Here is a 19,686-nt window from a genome sequence, read left to right on the forward strand (position 1 = left end):
GAGATCAAAGTCACTATTTTATTTGTTCAATTCAATCGTATAAAGTCGTCCTGTTTCTTCCCAAATTTCGCCTGGTTCCAAGGAAACTAGTCCAATTTGATCAGCCGGGAGATCAACGTTCGGTGCATTCACTAGATTCATTTGCGGCTCTGGGCAGAAAAACCCTTCAGAAGCGCCATTATTCCAGATCATCCACTGTTTGTAGGAAGTCCCTACATCATAAACCAGTTTGATCCCTTCGCGTGAATCTGTCAACTCCATATAATTGCGACCATTTTGCGGCAAGGTTGTATAGTGATTATCCATGGATTCAAAGAACGGCGACAAGCCGCCTACTTTCATCTTCTCTTCCTCAGCTGACAATGGCTGATACTCACCAGTTGGCAGCATTCTTTCACTCATTTTCCAACGGTTGCCGATCGTCATTTTAAATCCATAATCAGATGCCTGACTGTTCGGCGCAAAAGGTGCATTAATCGTCGTGTGATACGCTAACAAACAAGGCATTGCCTCTTTGCCTTCATTATGTACGGATACATGCTGATGCAAACCATGTGCATTCAATGTGTAAGTCAAGCGAATCGTGAATTCATGAGGTAAATAAGCATAAACCGAATGCCCTTCTCTTACGCGCAAAGCTAAGGTAACACGACTCTCAGATTCATCTCTACTAAACTTCTCAACAGCCCATGGAATATTGTGTACAAAGCCGTGTAGGTGATTTCCTGTTTTCGGTTCATTGATCGGAAATTCATAGACTTTGCCTTTCCAAGGAAACTTCCCGTCCTCATACCGATTGGGTGGAAATAATACCGGAATCCCGTGCACGATTGGACGTTCTTTAAAAGCTTCCATCTCTTCCATTTCAGGCTCACGCAAAAAGCGATATTCTTTTTCAGTATCTCTAAAAGCAATTAGATTAGCGCCAATTTCCGGTAAAACAGCTGCTTCATAACGGCCAGCTTGTAACCAAATGGCTTTCTCTCCTTGGTATGTTCCTTCAAACGCTTTCGTCGTCATTTCGCGTTAACCTCCTACATAGCTGTGCCTTTAAATTTGGACAGGCTTATATGAATTTACTCTAAAGCATGTGAATCAAGGAAGTCAATGGATGAAAATAACGCAAACAATGATAAATGTGACTTTTGGTGAGGTAGGAAAAAAACTACGACTGACCAATCAACATACAGCTGTTGAGTAAGGAAATGGGTGTGAAATCAACTTCAGATTCATCTTTCCCGGCTAAAGGACTGGAGCGATGTTAATCCCCGAAAAAGATTGAATTTGAAAATCTAATGGACTCGACAGCCCTTAATCTACTTCAAATTATGAAAATAAGATAGATTGAAACCGAATAACGGCGCTGAAGTCCGTAACCTCGAAATCATCGCTCCAAATAGGCAGTTAACGGCATCCAGGTCCGTTAAACGTCTATTTCTGTCACCTTCAAAAAAGATGACCGGAAGCCTGCACAACCGCTGGAACTGACTGGGTCAATACAAAAATTGGGGATGCTGCAAAGCCCAATCATACGCAAGTTTGATCTCAGATACAGGCAGTTTCTCATCAATAACATTGTGCGGGTATGGCGTTACATGATCGGCAACCTCAGTTCCATCGCTCAAGTCGACCAGTACGGCACGGCCAGATTCCGTTCCATAGTCAACACCAATCGCTTATATCTTAGACATGGATAGCCTCCTTCAAATATTCAGCTGTTTCTAAATTCAGTATATAACTTGTGCGTACAAGTTGGCTAGATGAATTTTTAAGAAAGTGAAACTTGGATGGTTGACTCCCTGACGATTAATTCTGGTTTATAGACTTTCCCTGTTTTACTTCCATTTGCTCGTTTATTTTGTATCATATCAATCAATATCTCCGCTGCATCAGCGCCCATTTCCGTTTTGGGATGCGAAAGTGTCGTTAGCTTGACTTCTGTTGCGGTTGCTAAAGAAGAGTCATCAAAACCGACCAGCGAGATATCCTGCGGCGCTCGAAGGCCTGTTGTACGTACAGCTTCAAGCAAGTGAATAGCTATCTCATCATTGTAGCAAACGAAAGCCGTTGGCCGCTTATCCGCCTGGTCTAGCATCACTAATGCGCTCTCGTAGGGTTTTTGTCTCTTCTCCTCCGTCGAATAATGAATGACGAGTTCCGGCAGCAACGGGATTTGATAGTGATGATGAGCTCGAATAAACCCTTTCAACCGATTAACCCCTTGCAAGTCATCGGTCTTGAAAAACCCTGCAATACGGCGATGCCCAAGCTCAATTAAATGCTGAGTAGCCTTGAATCCGCCCTCTTCATCATCCACGACCAAAGAAGGACAATTCATCTCCGGGTACCGCTCATTAATCATCAAATAAGGAATATGTTGATAGTCTAAGGAAAGGTAATAGCTTAAATTCGGATTGCCTTCCGCACTTTTGGTTGGTTCAATAATAAGACCGCTCAAGGGCTGACTCATCATCATGTCGAGGCTTTCCTTCTCTTTTCCCTTATCATTGTCTGTGGAAGACAAGAGTAGTCTGTATCCTCTCGCGCGTAATGCAGACTCCGCTCCTCTTACGATATGAGGAAAAATGTAATCAGATATATAAGTTGTCAGAATGCCAATAGTTTGAACATCCCGACTTTTTTGCGTTTGGGGCGTGGAAACAAATGTCCCTTTTCCTTGCATCCGATACAGCCAACCTTCTTGCTCTAGCTCCCCGAACGTCTGACGAACCGTTTGACGGCTCATCTGAAATTGCTCGGCTATTTCATTTTCCGATGGCATTTGATCATTCGGTTTCAGCCTCCCGGTATGAAGCCACGATAAGATTTCTTGTTTGAGCTGTAAGTATTTTGGCATTTGCCTTTCTTTCATAATTCACCTCAGGTTATTGATTCTGACCGTATTATATCATTTGCTCAACTTGTATGTACATATACGGTGGCAGGAGATGTGCTATCAGTAAGCGCGAAAAACGCTCTTATTCTGGAGCGGTCAAAAAAAAGAGGAAGCTTTGCTTCCCCCAAACTCAAAACATATAGTATTAATAAAAGACCATATGCATTCGCATATGGTCCCTTGTTTCAAACTATGTTTAGATGTTCAAAGCTTCCAACAGCTTGTAAATCATTGCCGCCTCTGCTCTCGTTGCCACATTGTTCGCTCGGAACGTATTATCCTCATACCCTTTTAGAATACCTGCGGCTAAGGCCGTGCTTATCGAAGATGCAGCCCAATCTGGGGTGTTAGAAGTTTCTCTCTTTTGTTTGCGCAAAAGCTACTCTCTCTTTATTTGTAGACTCTTGTCATATCAAACAAAGTATAGCAAATAGAATTCAAATGGTGGGTTAAGTTATTGTTAATGTGAAACGGGTAGAAAAAAAACAACACGCCCTCTGACGCAAGGAACGCACTGCTTTTATAGGCGCAAACTTGTTGAAGCACAACGCCCGTATTAAATCGAATTAAAAGATTAGCCAATATACACACGTATATGCTGAATCGCATTATAGCCATAACCTTTTACATTCCAATCTGCCATTTCGCTTTGAATATTACCTGCTGCATCCTTAGCTCTGACTTTAATATCGTAGGTTCCGGATTCCGTTACCGTCCATTTCCAACACCAACGCCTCCAGGAATAAGTTTCTTGCTGATCCAACCAAGATGCTGCGTGCCAAGTGTTTCCATTGTCCGTACTTATCTCTACCAGAACGACTGGATCACTGCCAGATATGGCCATCCCCCATACCCAATTCCCCCCTTTTGCCAATACCTCCTGGTCTGTTGGTCCCGCAATGGTCGAATTGACGCGAATGGAAGTAACCGGTTCAGGAGTATTTGGAGTCAATTTTCGATCATAGACATAATCTACGACTTGGAAAGGTCCTTGAAAGTGCTCCTCCACCACGACGATACGGTGAAGCCATTTGACTGAAGCCATTCCATACCATCCTGGAACAATTAATCTAGCTGGGTAACCGTGACGGAAGGATAGCGGTTTTCCGTTCATGTAAAGGGCTACAATGGTATCGGGATGCAGAGCGTGTTTGAGTGTTAAACTTCTTGTATAGGAAAATACGCCTGGCATATCCGTTCGAACTCCCTTATCCATGCCCTCAAACGTCACTTCACGAGCCTTCCTTTGAACGTCGGCTGCATATAATAAATCTTGAAGACGAACCCCTGTCCAAACAGCATGACTAATTGCCCCTAGTCCCCACTGCTCGCCCCGAGTTTTCGGCTGAAAAAACGATCTCTTATCTCCAACACACTCGAGCGTTACAGGCAGTGTAACTTGAGGCATTTTCAAGAGATCATGATACCGAAAATGAATTGGTTTATTTACACTTCCTTCAATTGAAAGTCCCCAAGTTCGCATGTCCACATTCGGATATGGAAAATGGTTTCGGATATAAAACAGATGTTCAGGCGTGATTCGACTGGAAAGTGACAGCATTGGGAATTCTTGATTTTCTGGCTTGATTCTACGTGTAATCAAATGAGGCGAATACAACAATTTAACCATCCTTTCGTAAGAACAAGATCTTACTAAAAGATATGGACCACATGCTGAATTGAGACTTCAATCGTGTTGGACCTCTTCACTAGAAGCTGATCCAAAAAAATAACCTGCTGCTGCAGCAACAGATTACTCTACGTTAAATGATGATCTTTTGGCTATAAGGTCCTCAGCTATTTCTGTAATCATCTTCTTCATGAATGGATGGATAGGAGTGTGTTCCTCTAAAAAAGAAATAATTTCTAAGGCTGATTCAGGACAACGCTCATAACCTTGAATCATTCTTGTTAAGGAGGCAGCAAATGTAGGGAATCTCTGCTCATACCGCCGCTCATTTTGAAAAGGATCCTTGCAGCACGCTTCTTCACTCGTAAAAATCTGCGAGCAAGCTAATAGCTTATCTAGTGCGATGTTTTGAATATGTCTGGTCGCAGATAGTTTCTCACCGCGTGCATATCGACATAGGCCTACATAAAGATTGGTCAAAATTTCACCCACTGCATAGTTAATATCCTGAGGGTTTACATCATAATTACTTGAATACGTGGGCGCTGTAATATCTGGGTCAAAACCTTCCTCACACCAAATGATACGGCCTGCCCCATGCGGAATTTGTTTGACCTCATCTGCTTCAAGAATCCCGAAATCGCAGAATATCCCGTCTTTATAGAAAAGCTTGTACCCATCGGCAGTAAATTGATAGTAATATCCAACAGGACTGATCGACGTTAGCCAATCCAAATTTTCAATAAGTTCTGTTTGGTATCCCTTTTTTGGTATAACCAAAAAGTCTAAATCTGAGTAAGCATCTACTCGCTCTTGCTCTGCCATGGATCCGAAACCGATGAGCGCCCTAGCTTTACCTGTTTTCCTTAGAGATTCCCCTATTTGTTCCAGACGTAATAATTTACTTTCCTTTAATTGTGTCCAGTCCACAGTTGCTCCCCCTTTTGCATACCAGCGTATTGCTTATTTAAACAAGAATTTTAGTCCCTTTATTTCCATACATTAGAATATGCCCTTTACTTGAAAGGAGTCCTTCTATGTGCAATTATCCAGTTAATAAATCGGCCTCTTTTTCTCAATATAAATGCCCACCGACAATAGAAGTCTTAGGTACGGGTAGAGCGGCTGCAGCTCCCGACAGGGCGTTAGTGGTGCTGGGAGTCATAACCGAAGGTCCTGTCTTACCTGCTGTCCAAACCGAAAACGCAAAAATCGTAACCACTATCATTCAATCGTTATTAAAACTAAACATCCCCCGGGAAAAGATACAAACGTACGATTTTGGAATTGAAATTCAATACGATTATCATGACGGTAAGCAAATTTTTCGAGGCTATAAAGTAACCCATCTCTTACAAATCACCAACGATAAAGTAGAATTGACAGGAATTCTCGTTGACACCGCAGTTGCAAGTGGCGCCAATAACATCACCGACATTAAATTTACGACATCAAAGCCAGAAATTTACGAGAATCAAGCATTATCGCTTGCCATTCGTAACGCCCATCAAAAGGCTGTTACTATCGCAAATACACTGGGAGTTACTCTTGTCACAGTCCCCAGTCAAATCCAAGAAATTACCGAAACCGCCGAACCTATCCCCTATGCAACTACCATGCTTTCCAAAAGTGCCGTCACCCCGATCCAACCGGGACAATTAACGATTTATGCCAAAGTACGTGTGTGGTATCAGTTCTCCGACCGATAAATGAATCATGCAAAATCAATATCGACAATAGAGGTTTTCATTCATTCTCCTTTCACTTACATCATTTCTCCGTAAAGTTAATATTTTGATTCTTAAGGAGGTGCGTAAACTAGTGGATAAAAAGAGTAGTTGTCGACTTATTCGTTCGTCTCGAACTTTTCATGGAAAACAAGGGCTTGATTATGTTGAAGCCATATCCAAAGAAAGCGTTGGTGCTCAAGGGATCTGTATGCATTTATTGACTATACCACCAGGAAAAAGAGCAAAGGCTCACCTTCATCAAGATCATGAGACAGCCATTTATATGCTTCAAGGAAAATCTGCAATGTGGTATGGTGAGCAGCTTGAACAGCATATGGAATTGGATGCGGGGGACTTTCTATACATCCCAGCAGGGATGCCCCATCTCCCCTATAATCCGAGTGAAACGGAGTCCTGCACCGCTCTGATTGCCCGAACTGATCCAAATGAACAGGAAAGTGTCCTCCTTCTTCCCGAGCTCGATGCTGTTTGGCAAAAGAAACAGTTATAAGCAGATTAGCGTAAAAGAGGCAGCATATCATTTTTTAATCTACTATAAATAATTTGGCTCCAGTTTTCGTATAAGATCTATGCGGATTTGCATCATCAGCCACTTGATAACTGACTCCTGGGGTGAGTTTAAATTCTCTTCCATCTGAAAGTTCGGTGTACAATTCACCTTCTAGTACTAACAGAACGTGACCTCTATTACACCAATGGTCAGCTATATAACCAGGCGTATATTCTACCATTCGCACCCTTATGTTTCCCATTTCAAATGTACGCCAATAAGCATTACCTTCAATTCCAGGATGTTGAGTAGCGCTTATTTCACTCCAGTCAATTGTGCAAAATGGAACATCCGTTATTTTCATAAAATGGTTCCCCTTTGATAATTTGGTTTTCATATGACTAACATTTTCCGATAGTCCCATGTTCTTCCACTAAAATTTTACATATATTAAAAATAAGGTTGAACACGACTTGTGTCCAGCCTTATTTCCATTTTTTCCAATAACCTTATTAACGACTTACTGTGTTACGGTAATAACCATGGCGGTTAATCCCCTACTATTTATAAACGCGTCTGTTATGCCGTTAGCTGATCCTGCGATTGTAAACGAGTAATTATAGCTACCTGGACCCGGATTATCCACCCAGGTTAGAGAAGTCGTTACAGCAGCTTGCGGAAAAAAGGGCTGATCCTGATTTTGGATTATTACAGAACTATCCGATGTAACGATGTCCCCTTGATTTCTGGAAATAGAGCTATCCACCGAATAATTTTGAACGATGATAAAATTAATATTCGCAAACGCATCTATTTTGACCACCTGATTAGCGAGCAATGTAATTGGCGGTAAAATTAATTCTGTCGCAGCATCTCCCGATCCTTGGATAATAGTAAATGGGACAGGAAGGTTGCTTCCTGCGAATCGAACATCGACAATGCCAGAAGGTCCCGTCATCCCAGTCGGCCCTTCTGCTCCTTGGAGTCCTTGAGTACCTGTTGGTCCTGTTACTCCAGCCGGTCCCACAGGACCTTGTAAACCCTGTAGACCTAGCGGACCTTGAGGACCAGTCGATCCAACAGGCCCTTGTGATCCTAACGCACCTTGACTAGCCGCTGTTGCGACTTTTAATGCACTAGCACCAATCAATTGCACAACGTTTGATGTGATATTGTTAACCACGCTGGGAGCAAGTTTGTCTAGTGTGATGGCCCTCCTTGCTATCTTGGATCCACTAACAGATCTTGGAGCAAGTTCCCTTCTCGTTACCGCCCTACTTGCTATTCTGCCTGACGTTATAGGCTGTTCAAGCTTCTTAACATCTCTCTTCAGAACTTGTATATCATTATCTAAGCTTGATATCGTTCGTCTTCTGACCAAGGCCATCACCCTTTCTCATTTCCTTCTAGGGATAATAAACTACCCACATTATATGAGGAAGGCGATAAGACTCGGCACGATGTTTGTCTTGGTTCATTCATCTAAAGTTCAGGTCGTTAATTTCGCATATACGCCAAAGAACAGCATCACTTCTCCAATAATCATGTAATTTGGTAAAAGAAAAAACAAATCCAGCGTGAAAAATATCCCAAGTAACCCTGCCAATAACACTAAGTGATATATACCTAGTCTTTGATGTGCGTGTCGATATTTATGAAAAACCAACGTGGTTGAGAAAAAGTAAAGCAGTACAGATCCAAAAACAAAACTTAGCATAAATGAATAATTTAATTGTTTCAAAAATAACAATTGGATCGATGCTGCAATCATACACATGGATAAATAAATGAATAAATGGCCATAAATGATGGTTTGCCCTGCTGTTTCTAAAGTCTTATTCACTTTCTTTTCAACATTGTCAAAATATTGCCACCACATAGCAATAATTAATAAAAAAGTGAGGGTCGCAAATACAATAGATTGCCACGTCCAGTCACTAGACTGCAAGACTGCTAGTATACTGATTACGGATTCACCAAGAAGAATGAGTGTAAACAACGAGAAGCGCTCTAATAGATGATGCGTATTTATAGGGCTTTTCACCAAGTATTGCCGACCGATTAATGGGAGAAAAATGTCTACTGAAATGCCTGCGTACAAAACGGCATAACGAATCCACGAGTCGAAGAAAAGTGAGCAAGAAGATATCACCAATCCAATCCAAAAGCGGCTGCCTAAATAACGGGCTGCGATCTTTCTATGTGCTTCTTCTTTTTTATGTACCGAAAGATATTGGATGGCTGTCATCGCTCTTAAACCAATATAACCTATTAGAAATGGGACATAATATTGGTCAAAATTAACCGATAGACTGGCCGTCATGATGAGAACAAAAAATAATTGCAGAATCAGAAATATTCGGTGAGATAAGATATCCCGTCCAAACCGGTTTACAAAGAGGGATTGCCCAACCCATGCCCACCAAATCGGAATAAATATGAGAACGAATTTGACTAAGTATTCAACTGGAATTGATCCATTTTGGACATGTAATAAAACATGACTAGCCTTTGAAACTGCCGCTACAAAAAGCAGATCATAGAAAAGTTCCAGCCAGGTAACTTTCTTCTCAGCAAATGCAGTGATTTGTTGAGATCTCGTTGTGTGTTGATTCATCATTCTGCTCCTTTGATTTGGATGTGATTTAAAAAATGCTACCCACATTTTAACATATAGGCTTATCAAATTAATTAATTTTCTATCGTTTCTATTATTTCTCGCTGAAATGGTTACCACAAATTGGAAAGCAACAAACACCCACGCAGATGCGTCTATAGATTACCAAAGAAAACTTAGTAAGGGTGTATGCACATGAAGATTAAAACCAGCTTTCTTACAGGCACAGTGTTTACGCTGCTGACCATGATGCTTCTCCAAACAACGTCGGCACAAGCCGAGGTGAATCCATCTCCTACTGTATTTCTGGACGGGCATCCGATGTCCTTTCAGACTCCTCCCGTGATCGAAACCGGCTATAGCCTTGTTCCGATGCGTGCCATTTTTGAGGCTGAGGGTGCAAAAATTTCTTGGGATGAGACCACAAGAACGGTTACTGCCATTAATAAAGACGTCGTCCTTACATACCGAATCGGAGAAACAGTCGCTTATAAAAACCAAGAACGGCTGGAGATGCCCGTGCCAGGCAAAATTATCGACGGGTTTACTATGGTTCCGGTGCGATTTATTAGCGAAACACTTGGCAATATCGTGAAATGGCATGAATATTCCCGTTCGATTACCATTTCATCCGCTCATGACTATGAAACGACTATCGAATACGGCGTCAACCTGCGTGACTCTCCAGCAAAAGATACGGAAACCCAAGTGCTCCGAGTTCTTCCGAAAAACGAGAGAATCCACGTAATCCGAGAAATCGACGCAAATTGGTTGGAGGTACAGACCAAAGACGATACAATTGGTTTCATCTCGGCTGCATCGATGTATACCGATTACACAAGTTCCGCTTTGGCCGAGAAGAAAGCCGATGAGTTGCTCGTTTTCGGGTCCAAATACCTGGGTACGCCATACGAGTTCGGTGCCGCTTCCGGCCAAACCAATACGTTCGACTGCTCTTCTTTCGTCCGGCATGTTTTCAACCAAGTACTGTCTATCGATCTGCCGCGAGTCTCCTATGACCAAGCCCAAAAAGGGAAAGAAATCGAACTCGACCAAATACGTAAAGGCGATCTACTGTTCTTCAGTGCTCGCGGGCTAGATATCGGTCACGTAGGCATCTATGCGGGAAACGGGAAAATCCTTCATACTTATTCGAAAGAGCTCGGCGTTCACATTGCAGACTTCGATGAAAAATGGAAGAAACGATTTGTCACGGCTAGGAGATTGTTCTAATTGAGGAAGAGTCATGTTGTGAATGCAGCATGACTCTTATTTTTAACAAGGGGTCAAGTCCTTGAACTATTATTCATAAGGCTTTGCTAATCCCAGGGTTCTCTCATTGGATAACAGTATGGTCAGAGAACTTAATGTTAATTCAGATAATGCCTATTCCTTGAGTGAAATCACCCATTCATCTCGAGGAATTAGTAACGAAAATAAGCCTAATTAGTTCAGTTAGTTCTGAACTAATTAGGCTTATCTTTTCCTGAAATTTCCACGTTCTTGTGCTACTTCGGTCCTGAGAGAGGTTTCTGTTGCTTTTTCCTGGCCAAGATCGATTGATAATCGACCTGCATGCCCTCCATCGGGAGAACAGTAAAGTGTTCGATGTCGAATACTTCACTTACAATTCTCTGAATGTGCTCATCTTCATAGAAGGCGAAAAACCGCTGAGGTTTGTACGAGTCATTTCCCCAAATCCCTTCGCTTTCGTACCCGCCATACAGGCCCATGTACAAGAAACCGTCTGGCTTCAGCACTCGCTCCATATTGGCCAGAACTTGCAGGAGACAATCTTTTGGCACATGAAGCAGGGCATTCATCGTCCATATCGCATCAAACGACTCCGGCTCCAATTCCAAGGTGTAGAAATCCATGGCAAAGGCATCAAGTCCTTTTTGAAGGCAAATGTTCACCATCTCATTAGATAAATCAACGCATGTGACGTGGCATCCATGATTTTTCAAATAAATCGCTTGATGGCCAGGACCGCTTCCAAGATCTAAAATCCTTTGCCCTGTACCCTTATCGTCTGCCTGAAGCCTAGCCAAAAAACGAACCATCTCATCTACTTTCCACGACTGAACTGTATCCCTAGCCCGCAATTGAGCCTGTTGATCATAGCTCATCTTAAGCGTTGCCTTTACCTCAGGATCCATCGGCGTTTTCTCCTATCCAAACGATCGAAATGTAACAGAATGTATTATTACTTCACTAGGTTTTTTTGAGCTGCGTCCACTAGCAAATCAAACCATTCGTCGTCTTCCAACAAATCTTCAACAGCTTCAATATCCTCTTCTTTTCCTGATTCCTGTAAAAAGTGAAGCGCATAGCTCCAGTCATCTTTACCTCGTTTGCTTTGCAGGGTAATTTCGTACGGGTGCTCGTGGCCCTCCACCTTGAATTGCACCTGCCCGAGGTAGCCTTCTTCTTTGCTGTGTTCCATGCTTGCCTTTAGAATTTCAATCATGTTCATCATCCTTTTCTATTCGTTGTAACCAAGTCCAAATCGTGTTCATTGTGGTTTGCAGGTTCGTTGCTTCATTCCATATATAGGGATTGTGATCTCTGAAATAATCGGCATGCCCACCTATTAACGGTAAAGTTTGTCGATGAGAAGGTGCATGTTTCATGCCATTCCAACGGCGCAATCCTAAGCGCGTTCTCATCCAGCCACCCCATGTGCCCAGTCTAGGTACTGGATCATTGGATTTATCCAATTGATTAGCAGCATCAAGATAAAGGACACGGTTCTTTAAAGATGGAGGAATCGCACATTTCGGCGATCCGATTTGAACCACACCGAGGATGGAAACCCCCACTTTCATAAGGGCATCGGCCGCCAGAATAGAAGCCACCGCTCCTGCACTATGCCCAATTAGCAGCAGTTGCTGTCCAGGGACCAGATTGTCGTTGATCAACTTCAACAAGCTTTTGCCGCCATAATGAGACCTTTTTCGATGTGCATTGTTCCATAGATCGCTGGTAATTTCTCGGAGCTGCACTTGCTTTCGCCGCGTCCAATCGCCATATGGATAATGGATAACGACTTGGACACGTGAACCGGCTTGTTCAAAACGAGAAGCTAATTCCGCGGCGAAAGCATCTAGGAAATAAGGCGCTGTGGCAAAACCAGCAGATACATAAATGACGAATTCCTCCGGTTCGGAGTGGATTGTCATGGCTTGCTCAGTTCCCTTCTGGTACAAATTAGGTTAGGAACGCGGTTTAGCTCGATTAGTCGGCATCGCCGCCATCGGATCGTCCGGCCAGTAATGTTTGGGGTATCGGCCTTTGAGATCTTTTTTGACTTCGAAATAAGCATCCCGCCAGAAGCTCGCCAAATCCTTCGTCACCTGAACTGGACGCTGAGCAGGCGATAATAAGTGTAAGGTCACGGGTACCCTACCCTTTGCGATCCGAGGGGTATCGGCTAAACCAAACATTTCTTGCAAGCGAACTGATAACGCAGGCGACTCACTGACGCTATAATCAACGGGAATTCGGGAACCGCTGGGTACCTGAATATGCGTTGGCGCCCATTCTTCTAACCATTGACGCTGCTCCCATGTTAGCATTTCTTCTAATATGCTTGTCAAGTTAAGACGCCCTAAAGCCCCTTTGCTTTTCAAACCATAAAGATGGGGTCCTAGCCAGTCCTCTAAGGAAGCTAGCAAATTGGCGTCCCCCATATCTGGCCATTCTACATCAAATCGATGCAAAAACATAACACGCTGTTGAAGCTGCCTCGCACTCCGAGTCCAAGGCAGCAGCTCCAAAGATTCTTCTTGAATTCCAGATATCAAAGCTTGCAGCACCAAGTCTGGGTTTGGATCCTGCATTGGGTTTTCTTTGAGGATAATAGCACCTAAACGAAGGCGCTGTCTTGCTTTAACGGAACCCGTTGCCTGTTCCCAAATCACTTCTTGCTCTTTGAGCAAGCGGCTGCCATCAAAGGCTTCAAACAGCTCGTCCTCCTGTATCGGGGCTGCCAAATATATGCGGCTCTCCACTCCGTTATCGTCCAGCTCGGCGGCGACGAGATAACGCTCGTTCGAGAGCGGCTGCAGCTCGGGCAGCACAGCGCCGCGCCCGCTGCTGAGCAGGAACCCCCCCGTCGACCGCCGCTGCGCGACGCGGTCGGGATAAGCGAATGCGAGCAGCAACCCGCTCGCATTCGGTTTATTCCCGCTCGGACGGATGCCGAGCTGCTGCATGAGCACTTTGGCTTCCGCCGCGATGCGGCGGCATAAGCCAAAGTCAACATCTGCGCGCTGCTCGCCCTGCGCAGCGCGCCAGAGCACTTCGATGCGGGTACGAATATCCGCATCTCTTCCCTCAGCAGCGCGCATGAAATCGCGCTCGCCAAGCATTACGGCGAGCTCGCACGCCATCGCGCCGAGCTCAAGCGGTATGGCTTGCAGCACCATGTGCGCAAGCCGCGGGTGTAGACCCAGCGACGCTAGGCGCTTGCCGTGCGCGCTCAAGCCCCCGTCCTCGTGCAGCGCGCCCAGCTGCACGAGCAGTTCCCGCGCCTGCTGATACGCAGCAGCAGGCGGCGGGTCCAGCCAGACCAGCGCAGCTGGGTCTGGCACGCCCCAGGCGGCAAGCTCCAGCGCGAGCGGTGCCAGATCCGCTTCGCGGATCTCTGGCGTGCTGCTCAGCGGGAGCTGCCGCTGCTCTGTCTCGGTCCATAGGCGGTAACACACGCCTGGACCGAGTCGACCGGCACGGCCTCTGCGCTGATCCGCAGAGGCGACTGACACAGGCACCGTCGTAAGACGAGTCATGCCGGTCCGTGGTGAGAAGCGAGGCACGCGCATGAGCCCGCTGTCGATAACAACCGTGACGCCTTCGACGGTCAAGCTTGTCTCGGCAATCGAAGTGGCCAGCACAATCTTCCGGTGTCCAGGGGAACATACTGCCAATGCATGGTCTTGCGCCTCTTGAGAGAGATTACCATACAGAGGTGCAATCTCTATCTCTTTTCCTAATTTAAGCGCAGTAAGGCTATTAGCTACACGATGAATTTCAGCTGCTCCCGGGAGAAAAACGAGCAAACTGCCTTCATTCATTTGCAAGGCGCGTTGGATGCCTATTACTACAGCCTGTTCTAATTTGCTCGTAATTTTCGCATCCAGATAATGAGTTACAACCGGATAAGTTCGCCCTTCACTTTGAATAATCGGTGCATGATCAAGCATGGCCGAAACCGTGTTGGCCTCAATCGTAGCCGACATAATAAGAATTCGCAGATCCTCACGAAGCAAGGTTTGTGATTGCCTGCTAAGTGCCAACCCCAAATCAGCATGTAAGCTGCGCTCATGAAATTCATCAAAAATAACAGCCCCTACCCCTTCCAGGGCAGGATCCGCTTGAAGCATGCGGGTAAGAACACCTTCTGTTATCACTTCAATTCGTGTGTTCGGTCCGATTCGCGAGTCATTTTTCACCCGGTAGCCTATGGTCTGCCCAACTTCTTCACCACGAAGCTTCGACATATAGCGAGCAGCCGCACGAGCTGCCAATCTTCTGGGCTCGAGCATGAGTATCTTTTGGTTTTGAAGCCAAGACTCTTGCAGAATAGCAAGCGGCACTTGCGTTGTTTTACCTGCACCAGGCTGAGCGACCAATATCGCGCATGCATGTGTTCGTAACGCTTCTTTCAATTGAGGAAGCACGGTTTCAATCGGTAACGAGTTCATTAGTTTCACTCCGAGGCTTCTGTCTGTCTTATTATCGCTTGTTCCATACCTGCACTTTCACTTGCCCCTTGGTACCAAATTACCGTTCTACATCATACGGAAATATAATGTAAGCGGCATCCTTGCCTTCATGCTTCTGAATTAGCACTTGAAATGAATTGGATTTCAAATCTGGACCGCTCGCATTTAATTAATGGCATTAATTATTAATGAAACGAAGCTTGTATTGTCGATTTTTGTTCGGATTTCCTCTTACAAAAACTGTTCCTCACCTATTCAATCGTGTATACTAGATTAGAATACGGTCACTAAAGGAGAACTTTAAGATGAATGTACATGAAGCGATAACTAAACATTCGAATGCACAGCACCTACATCTCGTTAGGTTCGCAGAGCTAGATGCACAGCGTGAGCAAGCTATTGATGCTGCTGTTGATCTGTGCAGAAACGGGCTCCCTTTTAGCGTTGATGCGATTAACGCGATAACAGCTCAAATCATCGCCCATGCCAAAGAAGGTATTTCTCCGCTCCGGTCTTATGTAACTGAAGATATGGTGCGTGATTACGTAAACAAAGGTTAAGGAGATAAATATCGATGGGTGTTCTAACTTTTATTTCAATGCTAGTTATGGGATCGGCATTTAGTGCCGGATTCTTGCTTTTGTTTAAGCGGAAAACAGCTCTCGGAATTGTCTGTATCGGACTCTCTATTGTCTGTTATATCGCCTATGCCTACATAGCGAACAAGTATTTCGTCTGAAAAATAGGTTGTACGCGAATAGAGAACCGATTGGGTCACCCGATACGGTTCTTTTTCATTCCGACCATCCATTTTCCCTTAATGCACGAAACACAAGATCAAAATAAGCGATTGGATGCGGCACCATATCATCTAGGGTCAGAAGCAGACTTATTTGATCTACCTCGCCTTCAACACCCATTTTATAGCCATTTGCCATTATTTCTTTTGTTTCTTGATGAACTAAACGTTCAAGATCAGCGACACTTACTGCGAACAGACCGCTTACCTCATCTGGCTGCAGCGCGTAACGATTCAGTGGTTGGTCGCAACGATATATAAACACATGACAAAACTCACGATCAATGAGTTGCTCCGAAATCAGGTCTTCTTCTGCAAACATCCCGCAAGGGATTAAATCACTGAAATCGACCTTCAGCCCAAGCTCTTCCTCTAGTTCCCTCACACCGTTTTCCGTGGTTTCTCCGGCTGCGAGATGCCCGGCGCAAGAAATGTCCAGCAAGTTTGGAAACAGATCCTTCTCTGGATGTCTTAACTGGAGCAGGAGATTAGGCTCCTTCCCTTCCAGGCTAACGATCCAGCACTGAAAAGTGCGATGCCAAAGCCCTTTCGCATGCACTTCTGAGCGCGGAGCCACCCCAAGCCTATTCATCTTTTCATCATAGATATCAAACATCTCTTCTGACTTATTCAAATTGCTCGAGTTCTCCCCTCAGAACCTTCTATGTACTGCTTACCTGCGTGTTATTTTTTTCGTCATTTTCATGGCGTAGAGGTCTTCTTCCAATGAACTCACTCTTTCCATCAATGTCTTGCCAGCATCTTCTATGGCCTGGTTATAAATAGGTGCAGCCAATTGTTGAAGCATATAATCGATTAATTGTTCCGTGGCCAACCGTCCTAATTCAATATTGTGGTCCAACTCCAGATGGCCTTGCAAATCCTCAATCAACAATTCCTTCTCTTCTTTTGCTAATTTCAATGGTTTCATACGAGCACCTCATTAAAAAATCATCAAATCGATTTCTTGAAACCGACTTACTTCTTTTGCCCAACTCTCCGAAACATACTGGGTATGTACCGGATGAACATTGTAAGCTTCATAAGCCGCTCTATCAGCAAAAACCATTGAAAATCCGTAATCATAATCTGTCTTTGTGCTGACTTGACGAAACACTTCAAATTGCTCAACCCCAGGTATTGCCGCCAGTTCCTGAGCACTGCTTTTTAGAAATAGTTCGGCTTCCAGCGTATCTTTACCTGCGTGTAAATTAAATACAACCATATGTTTGATACTTGCCTGATTCATAGGTCTCTCTTCTCCTTTTGTTTCCATCTATATTTCCATTATAGCGGATTTTGTATCAACGAACTATATAACCTCTTTACTTCTTCCATGCTCGACTCCGACTTACTTAAAGCTTGCTCTAACTCGTTACATATTCGATTCACTTCCATCGATTTATCTTCTACTTGTTTTGAAGTTTCGTGAATCTTACCTTGAACCAACCAATCGGTTAATAATCCGTCAAAGAAATAATCTGAGAATTTGAGAAATCCGCTAATATGGCTATCCATCGATAACGTCATATGGACATCCTTAAGCTCCTTCTCAAAACGGCTTAGTCTATTCTGAGCAGCGTGTACATGATCCATGGCTTCATCAATTTTCCCGTGTTTGATATGCGTAGACAGCATGCCCCCGCCGAGCATATCATATGTACCCCAATTCCGTGCAGAACGAAGTGAATCCGCTGCTAATTGCAAATATTTCACGACTGACTCTCCTGCACTTAACGCTTCTTTAAGCTCTTTGATTTGTAATTGAAATTCCGCTATCCGTTCAGAGAGCTCCCGCAGCTGCCCGCTCTTCCCAGAGTCATTAGCATGAATATAGGATTCAATTCGGAGAGTCAGATCTTCCACTTCTATGTCCCAAAATCGCACGGAATGGAGCTTGTTCCGCATCTCTTGTATCTCCTGCTCAAGATGATCCCTTCGACGAACAGCTTCATTATATCTAAATTTCAATTCCAGCAGTTCTTGTTCCTCAACAGCCAGCTTCTCTGCTTTCTTGTTCATTAAATCATACAGAAAGCTGGTAAAACTGCGAGTTTTCAATTTTTCCACATCTCTTTTTTCTTTGATGAGCTGTTCTTCCCAAATGACAATATGATCTTTTGAGTTACTCCATTCTCTTTCTAAATCCGCTAACCGGGTCGACCAAACTGCTTGCAAGCGGCCATTTTCTTTGGCAGCTGCTAATCTTTGCACAAGCTCTTGAATCATATTCCACCATCCCTTACGCGATTCATCTACTCTAATAGACGACGTCCAGCTTTCATTGGTTTCATCAATTTTCCTATTTATGGAGAATAAAAAAACCACAACTGTACACGTTAAAGATGAACGTTAAACTGCCCTTGAAAGGAAGAACGACATGGAAAACGAGAAGCATAGAGGCAAATACAAAGGCACAACGAATATGAATGCCAAAAATCAAGATATGGCTTTCGTTAACGACACATTAGAAAATGCACCCGAGACGACACCTATCAACATCGCCAAGGACGACATTAGTGAAGGTAACGAAGAACAACAATTGAATCAGAAGTAAGTGTCTTCTTAGATTCAGAGCAGCCTTCTATTTCCTACATCAAGGGGGTAGTTGTCTGCTCTTATTTCCATACCTAAACTTGGCATCTTCCTCAGCTTGCGATACTATGTAATGAGTATTCAATCTTGGGGAGGTTGTTACATTGGAACAAGTCATCGTCATAGGTGCCGGTCCTTGCGGGTTGTCAGCCGCTATCGCCTTACAGCGCGAAGGCCTTTCACCTTTACTTATAGAAAAAAGCTGCATCGTAAATGCCATTTATTTATATCCAACCTATTTACAGTTTTTCAGCACACCAGAGCTGTTGGAAATTGGCGGTTATCCATTCACAACACCTCATGAAAAGCCTTATCGCCAAGAAGCTTTGGTCTACTACAGAGAGGTTGCGCGAAGAGAACAGCTGCGAATTCATTCCTATGAGGAAGCTGTTTCTATCGAACGACTAGAGACGGGATTTAAAGTTCATACAGAGGATCAATTTGGGAAAAAGGCGGCGTATATCACGCGCAATGTTATCGTAGCTACGGGCTATTTTGATCATCCTAATTTACTCGGTATTCCCGGTGAAGAACTGCCAAAGACGACGCATTATTATAAAGAAGCACATCCTTATGCAGGGGCAAAAGTTGCCGTTATTGGCGGAAACAACTCCGCTGTTGATGCTGCTATGGATTTACTTAGAGTTGGCGCTGAAGTTACAGTGGTTTACCGCGGCAAGGACTTCTCAGCCAACATTAAACCGTGGGTTCGTCCGATATTTGAAAGTATGGTGAATAAGGGCCGTATTCGAATGTGGTTCGATTCCCAAGTAGAACGTATTGATGAGCATACCATTAACGTGCGAAAAGGAACCGAACACGTCACTTTAGATAATGACTTCGTACTTGCCCTAACCGGATTTCGACCGGACCGTGAGCTTCTAACCTCCATCGGTGTACATTTCCACGAAGAAACCAACGCTCCTCTTGTTCAACCAGACACGATGGAAACGAACATCCCAGGTTTATATGTAGCTGGAGTTGTCGCTTCATCTAAGTATGATGCGAACGAAATTTTCATTGAAACAGGCCGTACGCATGGTCTGGCAATCACGAAGCATATCGTTTCCAGAACGAACCTCCAATCCAATTGATTGGAGGTTTTTTTATATATGAAAATATTTCCCATTTTTCATAGATTCCTCTTCCATCACGAACATTTGTTTGCTATAATGAAAATAA

Annotated in this window: 23 protein-coding genes and 1 pseudogene; 7 read left to right on the forward strand and 17 right to left on the reverse strand. The window is 44.0% G+C overall.

Going from position 1 to position 19,686, the window contains the following annotated elements; genetic code table 11:
• Positions 1–18: 18 nt before the first annotated feature.
• The 6 genes and pseudogenes from AC58U0_RS03820 to AC58U0_RS03845 form a co-directional block, all read right to left on the reverse strand.
• Complete coding sequence (locus AC58U0_RS03820) at positions 19–1,020, reverse strand: aldose 1-epimerase (RefSeq protein WP_497377737.1); 1,002 nt, start codon at positions 1,018–1,020, stop codon at positions 19–21.
• Positions 1,021–1,458: 438 nt separating this feature from the next.
• Positions 1,459–1,673, reverse strand: a pseudogene (locus AC58U0_RS03825) (ribulokinase); the annotation flags it as partial.
• A 95-nt stretch (positions 1,674–1,768) separates the two neighbouring features.
• Complete coding sequence (locus AC58U0_RS03830) at positions 1,769–2,872, reverse strand: GntR family transcriptional regulator (protein ID WP_497377738.1); 1,104 nt, start codon at positions 2,870–2,872, stop codon at positions 1,769–1,771.
• 220 nt (positions 2,873–3,092) lie between these two features.
• Positions 3,093–3,272 carry an S-layer homology domain-containing protein gene (locus AC58U0_RS03835; protein WP_497377739.1) on the reverse strand — a complete coding sequence of 60 codons (180 nt, stop codon included), beginning with the start codon at positions 3,270–3,272 and terminating at the stop codon, positions 3,093–3,095.
• Positions 3,273–3,470: 198 nt separating this feature from the next.
• A complete protein-coding gene (locus AC58U0_RS03840) occupies positions 3,471–4,514 on the reverse strand; it encodes a sulfite oxidase (RefSeq protein ID WP_497377740.1) in 1,044 nt (347 codons plus the stop codon).
• Positions 4,515–4,649: 135 nt separating this feature from the next.
• Positions 4,650–5,456 (reverse strand): hypothetical protein, encoded by an 807-nt coding sequence (locus AC58U0_RS03845; protein WP_497377741.1) that lies wholly within the window; start codon positions 5,454–5,456, stop codon positions 4,650–4,652.
• Between the two features lie 107 nt (positions 5,457–5,563).
• Between AC58U0_RS03845 and AC58U0_RS03850 the strand changes: the two genes are divergently transcribed.
• Both AC58U0_RS03850 and AC58U0_RS03855 read left to right on the forward strand, forming a co-directional pair.
• Complete coding sequence (locus AC58U0_RS03850; RefSeq protein ID WP_497377742.1) at positions 5,564–6,235, forward strand: SIMPL domain-containing protein; 672 nt, start codon at positions 5,564–5,566, stop codon at positions 6,233–6,235.
• Positions 6,236–6,347: 112 nt separating this feature from the next.
• Positions 6,348–6,767 (forward strand): cupin domain-containing protein, encoded by a 420-nt coding sequence (locus AC58U0_RS03855; protein ID WP_497377743.1) that lies wholly within the window; start codon positions 6,348–6,350, stop codon positions 6,765–6,767.
• 34 nt (positions 6,768–6,801) lie between these two features.
• Here AC58U0_RS03855 and AC58U0_RS03860 read toward each other — a convergent pair whose 3' ends face one another.
• The 3 genes from AC58U0_RS03860 to AC58U0_RS03870 form a co-directional block, all read right to left on the reverse strand.
• Positions 6,802–7,131, reverse strand: a complete 330-nt coding sequence (locus tag AC58U0_RS03860; RefSeq protein WP_497377744.1) for a DHCW motif cupin fold protein — start codon at positions 7,129–7,131, stop codon at positions 6,802–6,804.
• 156 nt (positions 7,132–7,287) lie between these two features.
• Complete coding sequence (locus AC58U0_RS03865) at positions 7,288–8,148, reverse strand: hypothetical protein (protein WP_497377745.1); 861 nt, start codon at positions 8,146–8,148, stop codon at positions 7,288–7,290.
• A 108-nt stretch (positions 8,149–8,256) separates the two neighbouring features.
• Positions 8,257–9,384 carry a low temperature requirement protein A gene (locus AC58U0_RS03870; RefSeq protein ID WP_497377746.1) on the reverse strand — a complete coding sequence of 376 codons (1,128 nt, stop codon included), beginning with the start codon at positions 9,382–9,384 and terminating at the stop codon, positions 8,257–8,259.
• Between the two features lie 195 nt (positions 9,385–9,579).
• Here AC58U0_RS03870 and AC58U0_RS03875 point away from each other — a divergent pair, with 195 nt between their 5' ends.
• Positions 9,580–10,617 (forward strand): stalk domain-containing protein, encoded by a 1,038-nt coding sequence (locus tag AC58U0_RS03875; protein WP_497377747.1) that lies wholly within the window; start codon positions 9,580–9,582, stop codon positions 10,615–10,617.
• 275 nt (positions 10,618–10,892) lie between these two features.
• On the opposite strand, the gene AC58U0_RS03880 is transcribed toward AC58U0_RS03875, so the two are convergent.
• From AC58U0_RS03880 to hrpB, 4 genes are read right to left on the reverse strand one after another with little or no spacing between them, the layout of a single operon-like run.
• Positions 10,893–11,543, reverse strand: coding sequence for a class I SAM-dependent methyltransferase (locus AC58U0_RS03880; protein ID WP_497377748.1), 651 nt, complete (start codon positions 11,541–11,543; stop codon positions 10,893–10,895).
• A gap of 47 nt (positions 11,544–11,590) precedes the next feature.
• Positions 11,591–11,854 carry a hypothetical protein gene (locus tag AC58U0_RS03885; RefSeq protein WP_497377749.1) on the reverse strand — a complete coding sequence of 88 codons (264 nt, stop codon included), beginning with the start codon at positions 11,852–11,854 and terminating at the stop codon, positions 11,591–11,593.
• On the reverse strand, positions 11,847–12,566 hold the full coding sequence (locus AC58U0_RS03890) for an alpha/beta hydrolase family protein (protein ID WP_497377750.1): 720 nt from the start codon (positions 12,564–12,566) through the stop codon (positions 11,847–11,849). The genes AC58U0_RS03885 and AC58U0_RS03890 overlap by 8 nt, the downstream gene beginning before the upstream one ends.
• A gap of 33 nt (positions 12,567–12,599) precedes the next feature.
• Positions 12,600–15,089 (reverse strand): ATP-dependent helicase HrpB, encoded by a 2,490-nt coding sequence (hrpB, locus tag AC58U0_RS03895; RefSeq protein WP_497377751.1) that lies wholly within the window; start codon positions 15,087–15,089, stop codon positions 12,600–12,602.
• A gap of 326 nt (positions 15,090–15,415) precedes the next feature.
• Here hrpB and AC58U0_RS03900 point away from each other — a divergent pair, with 326 nt between their 5' ends.
• Positions 15,416–15,670 (forward strand): YpbS family protein, encoded by a 255-nt coding sequence (locus AC58U0_RS03900; RefSeq protein WP_497377752.1) that lies wholly within the window; start codon positions 15,416–15,418, stop codon positions 15,668–15,670.
• Positions 15,671–15,684: 14 nt separating this feature from the next.
• Positions 15,685–15,849 (forward strand): hypothetical protein, encoded by a 165-nt coding sequence (locus tag AC58U0_RS03905; protein ID WP_157036697.1) that lies wholly within the window; start codon positions 15,685–15,687, stop codon positions 15,847–15,849.
• Between the two features lie 55 nt (positions 15,850–15,904).
• On the opposite strand, the gene AC58U0_RS03910 is transcribed toward AC58U0_RS03905, so the two are convergent.
• From AC58U0_RS03910 to AC58U0_RS03925, 4 genes are read right to left on the reverse strand one after another with little or no spacing between them, the layout of a single operon-like run.
• Positions 15,905–16,543: an NUDIX hydrolase gene (locus AC58U0_RS03910; protein ID WP_497377753.1), complete on the reverse strand. Its 639-nt coding sequence runs from the start codon at positions 16,541–16,543 to the stop codon at positions 15,905–15,907.
• Positions 16,544–16,582: 39 nt separating this feature from the next.
• Entirely contained in the window at positions 16,583–16,840 is a 258-nt protein-coding gene (locus AC58U0_RS03915; protein WP_497377754.1) for a DUF2164 family protein, read from the reverse strand.
• Positions 16,841–16,852: 12 nt separating this feature from the next.
• Positions 16,853–17,158 carry a Dabb family protein gene (locus AC58U0_RS03920; protein ID WP_497377755.1) on the reverse strand — a complete coding sequence of 102 codons (306 nt, stop codon included), beginning with the start codon at positions 17,156–17,158 and terminating at the stop codon, positions 16,853–16,855.
• A 38-nt stretch (positions 17,159–17,196) separates the two neighbouring features.
• Entirely contained in the window at positions 17,197–18,138 is a 942-nt protein-coding gene (locus AC58U0_RS03925; protein ID WP_497377756.1) for a hypothetical protein, read from the reverse strand.
• A gap of 151 nt (positions 18,139–18,289) precedes the next feature.
• Between AC58U0_RS03925 and AC58U0_RS03930 the strand changes: the two genes are divergently transcribed.
• A complete protein-coding gene (locus AC58U0_RS03930; RefSeq protein ID WP_497377757.1) occupies positions 18,290–18,466 on the forward strand; it encodes a hypothetical protein in 177 nt (58 codons plus the stop codon).
• A 142-nt stretch (positions 18,467–18,608) separates the two neighbouring features.
• The gene (locus tag AC58U0_RS03935) at positions 18,609–19,598 is read left to right on the forward strand and encodes a YpdA family putative bacillithiol disulfide reductase (protein WP_497377758.1); all 990 of its coding nucleotides are present in this window, start codon (positions 18,609–18,611) and stop codon (positions 19,596–19,598) included.
• Positions 19,599–19,686 lie beyond the last annotated feature (88 nt).

The sequence above is a fragment of the Paenibacillus sp. J31P190 genome (assembly GCF_059692075.1).